Below are 13,202 nucleotides of genomic sequence, written 5' to 3'. Positions count from 1 at the left end.
GCCATCCGGTGACGCACGCGAGAGTCGTGCGGTGACGCACCACAGGAACAGATTGCAGACATGAACTACGCAGACTCCGTGCTCGATCTCATCGGGAACACGCCTCTCGTCAAGCTCAACCGGGTCACCGAGGGCATCGCGGCCACCGTGCTCGTCAAGGTGGAGTACCTCAACCCGGGCGGCTCCTCGAAGGACCGCATCGCCACGCGTATCATCGACGCCGCCGAGGCGTCGGGCGACCTCAAGCCGGGCGGCACGATCGTCGAGCCGACCTCCGGCAACACCGGAGTCGGCCTCGCCCTCGTCGCCCAGCAGCGCGGGTACCGCTGCGTGTTCGTCCTGCCCGACAAGGTCGGCGAGGACAAGCGGAACGTGCTCACCGCCTACGGTGCGGAGATCGTCGTGACGCCGACCTCGGTCGCTCCCGACAGCCCCGACTCCTACTACAGCGTGTCCGACCGCCTCACCGCCGAGATCCCGGGGGCGTTCAAGCCCAACCAGTACGCGAACCCGAACGGGCCGCGCAGCCACTACGAGTCGACCGGTCCCGAGATCTGGCGCGACACCGAGGGCGAGATCACCCACTTCGTCGCGGGCGTCGGCACCGGAGGCACCATCTCCGGGACGGGCAAGTACCTCAAGGAGGTCTCCGAGGGCGGCGTGCGCATCATCGGTGCAGACCCGGAGGGCTCGGTCTACTCCGGCGGCACCGGTCGCCCGTACCTCGTCGAGGGCGTCGGCGAGGACTTCTGGCCGACCGCCTACGACCCCTCCATCCCCGACGAGATCATCGCCGTCACCGACGCCGAGTCGTTCGCGATGACGCGTCGCCTCGCTCGCGAGGAGGGACTGCTCGTGGGCGGCTCCAGCGGCATGGCGGTCCAGGCCGCCCTGGTCGCGGCACGCGACCTCCCGGCGTCGGCCGTGGTCGTCGTCCTCCTGCCCGACGGCGGGCGTGGCTACCTCGGCAAGATCTTCAACGACTCCTGGCTGCAGTCCTACGGCTTCAGCGAGGTCGCCGACGACCGCACCGTGGGCGACATCCTCCGCGGCAAGGGCTCGGAGATGCCGGACCTCGTGCACGTGCACCCGAGCGACACCGTCCGCGACGTCGTCGACATCATGACCGAGTACGGCGTCTCCCAGCTCCCGGTGCTGAGCGCCGAGCCGCCCGTGGTGATGGGCGAGGTCGTCGGCGCGATCGACGAGGCGAGCCTCATGGACGCCGTCTTCAGCGGCGCGGCCAAGATGAACGACGCCGCGAGCGCGTTCGTCGGCGACCCGCTGCCGCTCATCGGCCTCGGTGAGTCCATCCCGGCGGCGCGCGCGGCGCTCGGTTCCGCCCCGGCGTTCCTCGTCACCGACGGCGGCAAGCCGATCGGCGTCATCACGCGGCACGACCTCCTCACCTACCTGGCGGGTTGAGCGTGGGCGGCATGCAGGTCGTGTGGGCGGAGTCGGGGCGATGTCCCGACCGCGCCCGACCCCGGTGACCGGGCCAGTCCGACCGGTCGCCCACCCGACACCTCCCCGAATCCTGAACCGAAAGAGTCACCCATGAGCAAGCACGACCACGGCTTCGCCACCCGCAGCATCCACGCCGGACAGGAGTTCGACCCCACCACCGGGGCGATCATCCCGCCGATCTACCAGACGTCGACCTTCGTCCAGGACGGCGTGGGTGGGCTCCGCGGCGGCTACGAGTACAGCCGCTCCGCCAACCCGACCCGCACGGCGCTCGAGACGCAGCTCGCCGCCCTCGAAGGCGCGAAGCACGGCTTCTCCTTCGCCTCCGGCCTCGCCGCCGAGGACGCGCTCATCCGCACGGCGCTCCGCCCCGGCGACCACATCGTCATCGGCAACGACGTCTACGGCGGCACCTACCGGCTGATCAACCGGGTGCACGGCGCCTGGGGGATCGAGCACACGGTCGTGGACCTCGGCGACCTCGCCGCCGTCGAAGCGGCGATCATCCCGGGCCGCACGAAGCTGCTGTGGGTGGAGACGCCGAGCAACCCGCTCATGAAGATCAGCGACATCGCGGCCCTCGCGGCCCTCGCGCACCGCCACGAGGTGCTCTCCGTGGTGGACAACACCTTCGCCTCGCCGGCGTTGCAGCAGCCACTCTCGCTCGGGGCCGACATCGTCGTGCACTCGACGACCAAGTACCTCGGCGGACACTCCGACGTCCTCGGTGGCGCCATCATCATGAACGACGACGAGCTCGCCGAGCAGCTCGGCTTCGTCCAGTTCGCCGCCGGCGCGGTCTCGGCCCCGCTCGACGCGTGGCTCACGACGCGTGGCATCAAGACCCTCGCGGTGCGCATGCGTCAGCACAGCGCGAACGCGCAGGCGATCGCGGAGTTCCTCGACGGCCACGCCGCCGTCGAGCGCGTCTACTACCCGGGCCTCGAGAGCCACCCCGGTCACGAGCTCGCCGCCCGCCAGATGTCCGGCTTCGGCGGCATGCTGTCGCTCGCGCTCGTCGGTGGCCCGGCTGCAGCCACGCGCCTCGTCGAGAAGACGAAGCTGTTCGCACTCGCCGAGTCGCTCGGCGGCGTCGAGTCGCTCATCGGCCTGCCGGCGCAGATGACGCACGCCTCGGTCAAGGGCACGGAGCTGGCAGTCCCCGAGAACGTCGTGCGGCTGTCGGTCGGCATCGAGGACGTCGCCGACCTGATCGCCGACCTCGACCGCGCGCTCGCGAAGGTCCTGAAGGCGAGCGCCAAGCACTAGCGGGCCGTTCCGGCCCGTTCGCAATTCAGGAGGCCTGCGGCGCGCCCTGCGCCGAACCCGTCGACCGGCGACGGCGCGCCGGGCGCGTCCTGAATGGTGAACGGGCAGGGGTTCGTCAGCGCTTGACCTCAAGTCGCATTGAGGTTCTAGGCTCGGAATCGTGACCACAGCGACGACCCCCGAGCCCGCGACCGGAGCCGACCCGACACCCCGCGACCGAGGGATCTTCAGCCGCCGGTTCGTCCTCGTCACCATCGGTGCGTGCGCGCTCGTGTTCCTCGGCGCCTTCGAGTCCCTCGCCGTCACGACGATCATGCCGCTCGTGAGTGGCGAGCTCGGCGGCGAGCAGCTCTACGCGCTCGCCTTCGCCGGCCCGCTCGCCGTCAGTGTCATCGGCATGGTCGCCGCGGGCTCGGTGGCCGACCGCCTCGGTCCGGTCCAGCCGCTGCTCGCCTCCGTCGTCCTGTTCCTCGTCGGACTCCTCCTGGCCGGAACCGCGACCACCATGTGGGCCGTCGTCGCCGGACGCCTCGTCCAGAGCCTCGGTTCGGGAGCGATGACCGTCGCCCTGTACGTCCTCGTCGCCCGCATCTACCCACCGGCCCTGCACCCGCGGATCTTCGCAGGGTTCGCGGCCGCCTGGGTCGTCCCCTCCCTGATCGGGCCGTTCCTCGCCGGCGTGGTCGCCGAGCGGTTCAGCTGGCACTGGGTCTTCCTCGGCGTGGTCGGGCTCGTGGTCGTGGCGACGCTCCTCCTCCTGCCGGCGCTCCGGATGCTGCGCGCCGCAGCAACCGAACGCGCCGAGCGGCAGGGCGCCGAGATGGAGTCGGCGGAGGACGGTGGCGAGGCGGCCGCCGTCGCGCGGACGGGCGCGGAGCTGCGTCGGCTCGGGTGGGCGGTGCTCGTCGCGGCCGCGGTCCTCGCGGTCAACCTCTCGACGGAGTTCTCGGGATGGACCGCGTGGGCGCTGCCGATCGTCGGCGCGGTCGTCGCGATCCTCGCCCTCCGACCACTCATCCCGCTCGGCACGCTCACCGCACGCCGAGGGCTCCCGACGGTCATCCTCGTGCGCGGACTGACCTCCGCCGCATTCTTCGGCGCCGAGGTGTACGTGCCCTACCTGCTGACCCGCGAGCACGGGCTCACGCCGGCGCTCGCCGGACTCGCGCTCACCGGTGGGGCGATCGCGTGGTCGCTGTCGTCCTGGTTGCAGGGGCGCCTCGGGGATCGGCTGTCGAATGCGAACGCCGTGCAGATCGGGTCGTCACTCGTCACGGTCGCCGTCGCGATCGCCCTGTCCGCCGCCCTCGTCGGCCTGCCGCCGGTGGTACCGATCGTCGCCTGGGTGGTGAGTGGTGGCGGGATGGGCCTCATGTTCCCGCGACTCAGCGTGATGACGCTCGCCTACTCCGACGAGCGCTCGCAGGGGTTCAACAGTGCGGCGATGTCGATCGGCGACGCGATCGGCGGTGCCCTCGCGCTCGCGGCGACCGGACTGGCGTTCACGGCGCTCGACGGCTCTCGTGTGTTCGCCGGGCTGAGCTGGATCGCTCCCGGCGGGGTCGCGTTCGCCGGATGCTTCGCGATCGCGCTGGTCGCCGGTGTCGCGGCGGTCGTCGTCGCGCGTCGGGTGAGCCGACCAGCGGAGCCAGGCGCGACCGGGTGAGCCGAGACACCGTCGCCTGGGTAGTGCTGCGGTGCGTGGGGGGTAGCGTCGCCCACGCATCGCTGCAGTGTCCAGGCGGCGTCGCGAGACGCGGGGACAGGCGTGCTGGGTATCGTTGATGACGATATGCCGGTATGCCGCGCGTCGGTGGCAGGTGCGCCGAGGGGCCTCGTGCAGATGAGGAGGATCGTGCAGGACCCGATGACCGCCTCTGCGGAACGGCCCGTTCGCCGGCCGCCGGTCTGGCCGCATCTCGTCGCACTCGTCATCGTCGCGGCGACGCTGGCCATCGGCCTGGTGGTGTATCCGTCTGCTCCTGATCCCATGCCGGTGCACGTCGACGTCGCGCTCCAGCCGGACGCCTGGGCGGACAAGCGTCTCGGCGGGTTCCTGCTCCCGGTCATCATCGGGGCCGCGGTCGTGGCGATCTTCTGGATCGTCGCCGCCTCCCTGCCGCTCGCCGGAACGACCCGATCGGACGACGGCCCGCACCCACCGGCCACCACATCCTCGTGGTCGACGCAACTGTCGCCTCGTCCGGAGGTGACGGCTGCCACGCTGGACGCCACCGTGCGACTGTTGGGGAATCTGACGGTCGCGACCGCCGCGCTCATCGCCGTCGTCGCACTCACCACCTGGCTCGGCGTGCCCGCGTGGATGGCGCCCTGGCTGCTCCCGGTGCTGATGGCGGCGTTCCTCGGCTCGCTCGCCGTCTCGAGCCTCCGGGTGTTCCGGGCGCAGCGCGGTCTCGTTTGACGGCTCCCGCGTGCGCGAGGGGTGCCGAAGCCGCGTACCCTTGATGCGTACGTCTCGGCTCGTCCCCCCAGTGACCCGCTCCTCGTGTCTCGGAGCCGGACTGCAGAAGGACTCTCTTGAGCGACGAATGCAAACACGGTTTCGACAACGGCCTCTGCGCGACCTGCTTCCCGCCGCCGCCCCGCGAGGTGCCGGTCGCTGAACCACCCGCTCCCAAGGTCCGTCGGTCGACGGTCGCTCCCTCGCTCCGCGAGCCGGCGCCGACCCGCGTGCGGACCGCGGCCACCGCGAAGACGGTGACGAAGGCGGCGGCCGCCCTGCCCGTCGTGCGCGTCGGCGAGCAGCGGCTGTACCACGTCACCCACATCCGCAACCTCGAGCGCATCCTCGAGACCGGCAGCATCCTGCCGGTGGCGTCACCGGCGCTCCCCGACGGGCCGGTCGTCGACATCGCCGCCGCGAGCCACCGCGAAGCGAGACGCACGATGGTCCTCGCCGGCACCGACGACCTCACGCCGGCCGACTTCGTCCCGTTCTTCCTGACCCCGGACGCCGACCTCTGGGCGGGCATCCGCGCGGGCGAGCACGATGTCCGTCTGTCCGCCGAGGCGCTCGCGTCATCGGTCAACGACTACGTGGTCCTCGTCACCACCATCGACGGTGCTGCCGTGCACCCGGGCGAGTTCGACGCCGACACCGGTCGACCCTCCCGGGCACGCGTCGTGGTCGCCGACGGTGACGCGTCCCACGTGCTCACGAGCATCGGCGCCAACGCGATGACCGCCGACCGCATGGTGCAGCGCTTCGCGACCGACGAGGACCCCGCGGCCCTCCGACGCGCCGAGGTGCTCGTCGCCGACGCCGTCCCGTTCGACCGCATCACCGTGATCGGCGTCGCGACGGTCAACGTCCGCGAGCACGTCAAGCGACTCGTCGCCGGCGCCGGCCACCGCACCAAGGTCGCCGCCTACACCCCCTGGTTCCAGGAGCACGTCGCCGACTAGGCGAAGCCTCACCGCGTTCACAACTCCTGCTGGACGGCGCCGGAAGCCGGCTGCCGGCGCCGTGTCGGGCGGTCCAGCCGCCCTCAGCAGGAGTTGTGCGCGGAAACGAGTGCGCACCTCGGCCGCGCGGAGGTGAACGCGTCCCCTGCCGAGGACACCAGGCTCAGGGCGTGCTGCTGTCCGCAACTCCTGCTGCATGGCCCCAGGGCCACTGAGTCGGACGCTGCACGCCCCGATCGGGGCGAGCTGCAGGAGTTGTGCCCCGGTGAACGCCCCGGGGGAGGAGACGGACTGGCGAGTCAGGCGCGCGCGGGCGTGCTCTCGCGGAGGAGGACCGTCGCGCCGACGGGCTCCGTCGTCGAGCTGTCCGTCGCCGGGTCCAGCGCCAGCCGCACCGCGTGCTCACCGACCGCCTCGAGCGGCACGGCGACCGTGGTGAGCGCGGGGGTGACGTCGCGGGAGGTGGCGATGTCGTCGTACCCGGCGACCGCGAGGTCCTCGGGAAGTCGGAGTCCGGCCGCGCGGAACGCCGACATCGCGCCGATCGCCATCACGTCGTTGACGGCGAAGATCAGGTCGACGTCGTCGAGTCCCAGCTGCAGGAGCTCGGCGGCCCCCTGGCGCCCGCCGTCGCGGGTGAACTCGGCCCGGACGATCCTCGACGGGTGGATCGCGATGCCGTGTTCGGCCAAGCCCTCGGCGAACCCGCTCACGCGCTCCCGGGAGGTGAGCAGGCGGTCGTCGCCGGCGATGACGGCGAAGCGGCGGTACCCGGCACCGACGAGCTCCCGGGCGAGCTCGCGGGCACCGGTCGCGTTGCCGAGCTGCACCGTTGCGAACGGGAGCGTCCGCTGCGAGACGAGGACGACGCGTCCGCCCGTGGACTCGTAGGCCGCGAGCTCATCCGACAGTCGGTGCTCCGAAGCGACCACGTCCCAGCGACTACCCGTCAGGATGATGGCGCGTGGCCGTTGTCCGCGGAGCACCCGCACGAGTTCGAGTTCGCGCTCGTGGTCGCGGTGCGTGACGGCCATGGTCGTGGCGATGCGTTGCTCGTCGGCCGCGCGGATGGCCCCGGCCGCGATGGACGAGAAATACGGGTCGGCGATGTCGCTGACGAGCAGCGAGATCGTCGACGACAGGCCCTTCGCGACGGCCTGGGCCGACAGGTTCGGCGTGTAGTTCAGCCGGAGTGCGGCGTCGAGGACCCGCCGACGGAACGTCTCGTTGACCGTCCGCGTGCTCCCGTTGAGCGCGCGCGACGCGGTGGCGAGGGAGACCCCCGCCTCACGGGCGACGTCGTGCAGCGTCGGTGGGACCGGCGTCGACCGGTGCTCGTCGACCGACATGGCGCTCCTTCGTACTGGCGGCTGCTGAGACACACTCTGCCACAGGGCGGCCGCGGCGATCAGGCGTGGTGGATCGCGTCGTCGTCGTGGTCGAGGTGCGGGACGACCGTCGCCCGGAACGCGTCGACGGTGCGATCGACCACCTGCTGGAACGGGCTGTCCCAGATGTCCTGGTTGAAGAGCTCGACCTCGATGTCACCCGTGTAGCCCGCCGCCTCGACGGCACGGGTGAGCGAGCCGAAGTCGACGACGCCGTCACCCGGATAGTGCCGGGAGAGGAGGACGTCCGCGGCGAGCGGTGTCGCCCAGTCGCACGCCTGGTAGCTGGAGATCCGACCGGTCGCACCAGCGCGGGCGATCTGCTCGAGCACCTGCGGGTCCCACCAGATGTGGAAGGTGTCGACGACCACCCCGACGGCCTCCGGAGCGAACTGCTCGGCGATGTCGAGGGCCTGACCGAGGGTCGAGACGACCGCGCGGTCCGAGGCGTACATCGGATGCAACGGCTCGACGGCGAGCTGCACGCCGGACTCGAGGGCGTGGTCGGTGAGCTCGCCGATCGCGTCGCGGACGAGTTCGCGGGCGCCGAGGAGGTCGCGGGACCCGGCCGGGAGGCCGCCGACCACGAGGACGAGGGCCGGAGCGCCGAGGGCGGCGGCCTCGTCGATCGCGATCCGGTTGTCGTCGATCGACGTCCGGCGAGCCGACCCCTCGGGCATGGTGAAGAAGCCACCACGGCACAGGCTGGAGACACGCAGGCCGCTGTCCGTCAGGAGGCTCGCCGAGGCGGCGACGCCGTACTCCTGCACCGGCTCGCGCCAGGCGCCGAAGCTCGTGACGCCGGCCGCGGTGACGGCCGCGACCGCCTCCGGGAGGGTGGCGTACTTGATCGTGGCCTGGTTGACCGAGAGCCGCGGGTGCGGGGTGGTGCTGCCGCCCGCCGGTCCCTGACCCTGTCCCGCCGGTCCCTGACCCTGTCCCGCCGGTCCCTGAGCTTGTCGAAGGGCGGTGGTGCTCATCGGGTTCCTCCCGCAGCGGTCAGCGTGCCGACGACACCGGCCGTGCGCAGCAGGCCCGTCCAGCGCTCGGCGGCGAGTTCCGGGTGTTCGAGCGCGCCGGCCGCGTCGGCGAGGCGCACGATCTCCGACAGGTGCGGCAGGCTCCGGGCTGCGTGCAGGCCGCCGACCATCGAGAACGCCGGCTGGTGACCGTTCAACCAACTGAGGAAGGCGATACCCGTCTTGTAGTAGTAGGTCGGCGCGGCGAAGATCTGGCGCGACAGGGCCTCGGTCGGTCGGAGGATCCGCTCGTAGGCGGCCGGGTCGCCGGCGTCGAGCGCCTGGATCGCGGCGGAGGCGGCCGGGGCGATCGCGGTGAACGCCCCGAGCAGGGCGTCGGAGTGTCCGACGGCGTCACCGGCGATGAGGTCGACGTAGTTGAAGTCGTCCCCGGTGAACATCGTCGTGCCGGCCGGGAGGCGACGCCGGACGGCGATCTCCGCGTCGGCGTCGAGGAGGCTCATCTTGACCCCGGCGACGTGGTCGACGTGGTCGGTCATGATGCGCAGCAGGGTGCCCGAGGCCTCGGCGACGTCGCTTGCGCCGAAGTAGCCCTCGAGGCTCGGGTCGAACGCCGTGCCGAGCCAGTGCAGGACCACGGGCGCCTGCGCCGCCGACAGGACCCGGTCGTAGACGCGACGGTAGTCGTCGGCGGACTGCGCGGCCCTCGCAAGGTGTCGGCTGGCCATGAGCACGGTCCCGGCGCCCGCGTCCTCGGCGAACGCGAGTTGTCCGAGGTAGGCGTCGGCGACCGCGTCGAGTGAGACGGTCTCGTCGCTGAGGTGGTCGGTGTTGACACCGACGACGAGCGCACCGCCGACGGAGGCGGCCTCCGCGGCGCTCCGGGTGATCAGCTCGCGCGTGGCGGTGGTGTCGAGTCCCATGTTCCGCTGGGCGGTGTCCATCGCGTCCGCCACGCCGAGGCCGTACGACCACACATGGTGGCGGTAGGCGAGCGTCGCGTCCCAGTCGAGCTCCGCCGGCGCACCCGGCACGTTCTCCGCCCAAGGCTTCGGGACCACGTGCGCGGCGGCGTAGGCGGTGCGGCTCGTCAGGGGAGTGGTCGGGCGCTCGGCCACGACGGGCTCGCGGAGCTCCAGCGCGGTGACCGTGCCGTCGGTCGAGAGCAGCGGGACGGACGTCATCGTGCGACCGAGGCCTCGAGCGACGCCAGCTCCTCGTCCGCGCCGGCGGTGTCGCTCGTGCCTCCAAGCGTCACCTCGGGCAGGTCGAGGCGGCGGCCGGTGCGCGAGCTCTCGAGGCCGAGCTCGGCGAGCAGGACGCCGCGCGCACCGGCGAGCAGGTCGTACTCGTAGGGGCCGTCCTCGACGACGTGGCGGAGGAACTCCTCCCACTGCGTCTTGAACCCGTTCTCGAACACGTCGTTCGTCGGCACGTCCTGCCAGTCGCCCGCGTAGTCGTGGTCGTCGGCGAGGTCGGGGTTCCACACCGGCTTCGGGGTGACGTTCCGCGGCTGCACCTTGCAGCCGAAGAGGCCCGCCACCGCGGAGCCATGGGTGCCGTCGACCTGGAACTGCACGAGCTCGTCGCGGTCGACGCGGACCGTCCAGCTGGAGTTGAGCTGGGCGATCACGCCGCCCTCGAGCTCGAAGACCCCGTAGGCGGCGTCGTCCGCGGTGGCCGCGTAGGCCTCGCCCCGCTCGTCGAAGCGCTCGGGGATGTGCGTCGTGGCCTTCGCGTACACGGACTCGACCCGACCGAAGAGGTTCTCGAGCACGTAGCTCCAGTGCGGGAACATGTCGACGACGATGCCGCCGCCGTCCTCGGCCCGGTAGTTCCAGCTCGGGCGCTGCGCCGGCTGCCAGTCGCCCTCGAACACCCAGTAGCCGAACTCGCCACGGACGGAGAGGATCCGACCGAAGAAGCCCGAGTCGATGAGGCGCTTGAGCTTGCGCAGCCCCGGCAGGTAGAGCTTGTCGTGCACGACGCCGTTCTTCACGCCCGCCTCGGCGGCGAGGCGCGCGAGTTCCAGCGCCTCCTCGAAGGACTCCGCCGTCGGCTTCTCCGTGTAGATGGTCTTGCCGGCCGCGATCGCCTTGCGCAGCGCTGTCGCGCGGGCCTTCGTGACGAGGAAGTCGGCGTAGACGTCCCAGCGGGGGTCGGCGAGGACCGCGTCGAGGTCGGTCGAGGTGTGCTCGATGCCGTGCCGTGTGGCGAGCTCGTCCAGGGTCGCCTGGTTGCGGCCGACGAGGATCAACTCGATCTGGCGGCGCGTGCCGTCGGACAGCTGCACGCCGCCCTGCTCCTGGATGGCCAGCAGCGACCGCACGAGGTGCTGCCGGTAGCCCATGCGCCCGGTGGCGCCGTTGACGATGATCCCGATGGTCTGCTCTGACACGGTGGCTCTTCCTCTGGTTCGTGTTCCGGTCCCGGCGGCCGCGGCTCGTCCGGAAAGCGTTTACCGGGTCACTGTAGAACGGCGTGCGGGGCCAAGGCAAGGGTTCGAACCGATTCGGTCACAGGTGATCACGGATCGAACACGGATGCGGATTGAATCGTTGCATCGTCCGATGAGGCCGTGATAGAACTTGATGCAGCTCAGCCGGGAAACGCTTTCCGGGAAGTCATCAACGACGATCGACAAGGAGGTCCGACGTGGTCCGTGCAACTCCAGGAGCGCCCAGGACGACACTCGCGAGGGGTGTTCGGTGAGCGCGCTCGGCGAGCTCCGCAAGCTCAGCGCCGGCAAACGCCCGCAGACGGCGGCCGAGAAGGCCTTCATCAAGAAGGACAACCGCCGCGACAACAAGGCCGCCTACCTGTTCCTCCTCCCGTGGCTCATCGGACTCGCCGTCATCACCGTCGGCCCGATGGTCGCCTCGCTCGCGCTGTCCTTCACGAAGTACAACCTGCTGCAGGCGCCGAAGTTCATCGGCGTCGACAACTTCATCCGCATGATGGGCGACGAGCGGCTCCACAACTCGCTCGGCGTCACCTTCGTGTACGTCTTCGTATCGGTGCCGCTCCAGCTCGCCGCGGCACTGGCACTGGCCGCCCTGCTCGACCGCGGTCTCCGTGGCCTCGCGATCTACCGGTCCGTGTACTACCTGCCGTCGCTCCTCGGCTCCTCCGTCGCCATCGCGGTGCTGTGGAAGCAGGTGTTCGGCGGCGAAGGCCTCGTGAACCAGTTCATCGCGATCTTCGGGATCGAGGGGCGCAGCTGGATCGCCGACCCCTCGACCGCCCTCTCGACCCTCATCACGCTCAACGTGTGGACCTTCGGCGCACCGATGGTGATCTTCCTCGCCGGTCTCCGCCAGATCCCCGTGATGTACCACGAGGCGGCGCAGATGGACGGCGCGACGAAGTGGCAGCGCTTCACCAAGATCACCCTGCCGCTGCTCACCCCGATCATCTTCTTCAACCTCGTGCTGCAGATCATCCACGCGTTCCAGGCCTTCACGCAGGCCTTCATCGTGTCGGGCGGAACGGGCGGCCCGGCCGACTCGACGCTGTTCTACACGCTGTACCTCTACAACCGCGGCTTCTCGAACTTCGACATGGGCTACGCCTCGGCCATGGCCTGGTTCCTACTCCTCATCATCGGAGTCTTCACCGCGATCAACTTCTGGGCCTCGAAATACTGGGTGAACTACGATGACTGACACGCTGACCACACGGTCCATCACGACGGACAGCAAGAACCGCAGTCGCGAGGCCAAGGAGGCCGAACGCCAGTACCGCCGCGCTCGGGGCTGGTCGCCCTGGAAGTCGGTCCTGAAGCACATCGGCCTGATCCTCGTCGGCTTCATCATGCTCTACCCGGTGATCTGGCTCGTCGTCTCCTCGCTCCGCCCGACGGAGGAGATCTTCCGGAACCCCGGCATCGTCCTCGACAGCTTCGAGGTGAGCAACTACAGCGAGGGCTGGAACACCCTCTCGGAGCCGTTCCACGTCTTCCTGCTGAACTCCGTGCTCATCGTCCTCGGCTGCATCGTCGGCAACCTCGTGTCCTGCTCGATGGCCGCCTACGCCTTCGCCCGGCTGAAGTTCAGCGGTAAGCGCTGGTGGTTCGCGGCGATGCTCATGACGCTCATGCTGCCGATCCACGTCATCATCGTGCCGCAGTACATCATGTTCTCCCAGCTCGGCTTCGTGAACACGTACCTGCCGCTGATCCTGCCGAAGATCCTCGCGACCGACGCGTTCTTCGTCTTCCTCATGGTGCAGTTCATCCGCGGCATCCCGAAGGAACTCGACGAGGCGGCCCGCATCGACGGCTGCGGCCACCCCCGCATCTTCGGGGTCATCATCCTGCCGCTCATGGTGCCGGCGCTCGCGACGACCGCCATCTTCACCTTCATCTGGACCTGGAACGACTTCTTCAGTCAGCTCCTGTACCTGACGAAACCGGAGATGTACACGGTGCCGCTCGCACTCCGGGCGTTCATGGACGCACAATCGTCCACCTCGTGGGGGCCGATGTTCGCCATGAGTGTCGTCTCGCTCCTGCCGATCTTCCTCGTCTTCCTGTTCGGTCAGCGGTTCCTCTTGAAGGGCATCGCGACGACCGGCGGCAAGTGAGGCACGACCCACCGACCAGCACCACCGCAGCACCCGCACCAGACCACCTGCACCAGACCCAGCACCACCGGATCCAGCAGCATCGGAT

Annotated in this window: 11 protein-coding genes; 7 read left to right on the top strand and 4 right to left on the bottom strand. The window is 70.2% G+C overall.

From position 1 onward, the window contains the following. Window positions 1-60: 60 nt before the first annotated feature. The 5 genes from RWN05_RS08550 (at window position 61) to RWN05_RS08530 (ending at window position 6,162) form a co-directional block, all read left to right on the top strand. Window positions 61-1,425, top strand: coding sequence for a cystathionine beta-synthase (locus RWN05_RS08550; RefSeq protein WP_064295706.1), 1,365 nt, complete (start codon window positions 61-63; stop codon window positions 1,423-1,425). 132 nt (window positions 1,426-1,557) lie between these two features. Next, on the top strand, window positions 1,558-2,736 hold the full coding sequence (locus RWN05_RS08545) for a cystathionine gamma-synthase (RefSeq protein ID WP_071258797.1): 1,179 nt from the start codon (window positions 1,558-1,560) through the stop codon (window positions 2,734-2,736). Window positions 2,737-2,896: 160 nt separating this feature from the next. After that, a complete protein-coding gene (locus tag RWN05_RS08540; RefSeq protein WP_314139271.1) occupies window positions 2,897-4,402 on the top strand; it encodes an MFS transporter in 1,506 nt (501 codons plus the stop codon). A gap of 201 nt (window positions 4,403-4,603) precedes the next feature. Beyond that, a complete protein-coding gene (locus RWN05_RS08535; RefSeq protein WP_314139270.1) occupies window positions 4,604-5,158 on the top strand; it encodes a DUF1648 domain-containing protein in 555 nt (184 codons plus the stop codon). Between the two features lie 116 nt (window positions 5,159-5,274). Further along, window positions 5,275-6,162, top strand: a complete 888-nt coding sequence (locus RWN05_RS08530) for a DarT ssDNA thymidine ADP-ribosyltransferase family protein (RefSeq protein ID WP_064295710.1) — start codon at window positions 5,275-5,277, stop codon at window positions 6,160-6,162. Between the two features lie 299 nt (window positions 6,163-6,461). Here RWN05_RS08530 and RWN05_RS08525 read toward each other — a convergent pair whose 3' ends face one another. The 4 genes from RWN05_RS08525 to RWN05_RS08510 are packed head-to-tail and all read right to left on the bottom strand — an operon-like array spanning window position 6,462 to window position 10,880. After that, window positions 6,462-7,511, bottom strand: coding sequence for a LacI family DNA-binding transcriptional regulator (locus tag RWN05_RS08525; protein WP_079003235.1), 1,050 nt, complete (start codon window positions 7,509-7,511; stop codon window positions 6,462-6,464). Between the two features lie 59 nt (window positions 7,512-7,570). Further along, entirely contained in the window at window positions 7,571-8,530 is a 960-nt protein-coding gene (locus tag RWN05_RS08520; RefSeq protein ID WP_314139268.1) for a sugar phosphate isomerase/epimerase family protein, read from the bottom strand. Beyond that, entirely contained in the window at window positions 8,527-9,714 is a 1,188-nt protein-coding gene (locus tag RWN05_RS08515) for a dihydrodipicolinate synthase family protein (RefSeq protein ID WP_314139267.1), read from the bottom strand. The genes RWN05_RS08520 and RWN05_RS08515 overlap by 4 nt, the downstream gene beginning before the upstream one ends. Continuing rightward, window positions 9,711-10,880 carry a Gfo/Idh/MocA family protein gene (locus tag RWN05_RS08510; protein WP_121289142.1) on the bottom strand — a complete coding sequence of 390 codons (1,170 nt, stop codon included), beginning with the start codon at window positions 10,878-10,880 and terminating at the stop codon, window positions 9,711-9,713. The genes RWN05_RS08515 and RWN05_RS08510 overlap by 4 nt, the downstream gene beginning before the upstream one ends. Window positions 10,881-11,238: 358 nt before the next feature. On the opposite strand from RWN05_RS08510, the gene RWN05_RS08505 reads away from it, so the two are divergent. Together RWN05_RS08505 and RWN05_RS08500 are read left to right on the top strand one after the other, a co-directional pair. Next, entirely contained in the window at window positions 11,239-12,195 is a 957-nt protein-coding gene (locus RWN05_RS08505; RefSeq protein ID WP_064295713.1) for a carbohydrate ABC transporter permease, read from the top strand. Next, entirely contained in the window at window positions 12,188-13,114 is a 927-nt protein-coding gene (locus tag RWN05_RS08500; protein ID WP_079003233.1) for a carbohydrate ABC transporter permease, read from the top strand. The genes RWN05_RS08505 and RWN05_RS08500 overlap by 8 nt, the downstream gene beginning before the upstream one ends. Window positions 13,115-13,202 lie beyond the last annotated feature (88 nt).

Source organism: uncultured Plantibacter sp., assembly GCF_963518075.1.
GTDB lineage: Bacteria > Actinomycetota > Actinomycetes > Actinomycetales > Microbacteriaceae > Plantibacter > Plantibacter flavus_A.
This window is presented reverse-complemented; position numbering and strand designations above follow the sequence as displayed.

Coding starts and splice junctions, on each gene's coding strand:
- RWN05_RS08550 (WP_064295706.1), top strand. CDS start 61: ATGAACTACGCAGACTCCGTGCTCGATCTCATCGGGAACACGCCTCTC.
- RWN05_RS08545 (WP_071258797.1), top strand. CDS start 1,558: ATGAGCAAGCACGACCACGGCTTCGCCACCCGCAGCATCCACGCCGGA.
- RWN05_RS08535 (WP_314139270.1), top strand. CDS start 4,604: ATGACCGCCTCTGCGGAACGGCCCGTTCGCCGGCCGCCGGTCTGGCCG.
- RWN05_RS08525 (WP_079003235.1), bottom strand. CDS start 7,511: ATGTCGGTCGACGAGCACCGGTCGACGCCGGTCCCACCGACGCTGCAC.
- RWN05_RS08520 (WP_314139268.1), bottom strand. CDS start 8,530: ATGAGCACCACCGCCCTTCGACAAGCTCAGGGACCGGCGGGACAGGGT.
- RWN05_RS08515 (WP_314139267.1), bottom strand. CDS start 9,714: ATGACGTCCGTCCCGCTGCTCTCGACCGACGGCACGGTCACCGCGCTG.
- RWN05_RS08510 (WP_121289142.1), bottom strand. CDS start 10,880: ATGGGCTACCGGCAGCACCTCGTGCGGTCGCTGCTGGCCATCCAGGAG.
- RWN05_RS08500 (WP_079003233.1), top strand. CDS start 12,188: ATGACTGACACGCTGACCACACGGTCCATCACGACGGACAGCAAGAAC.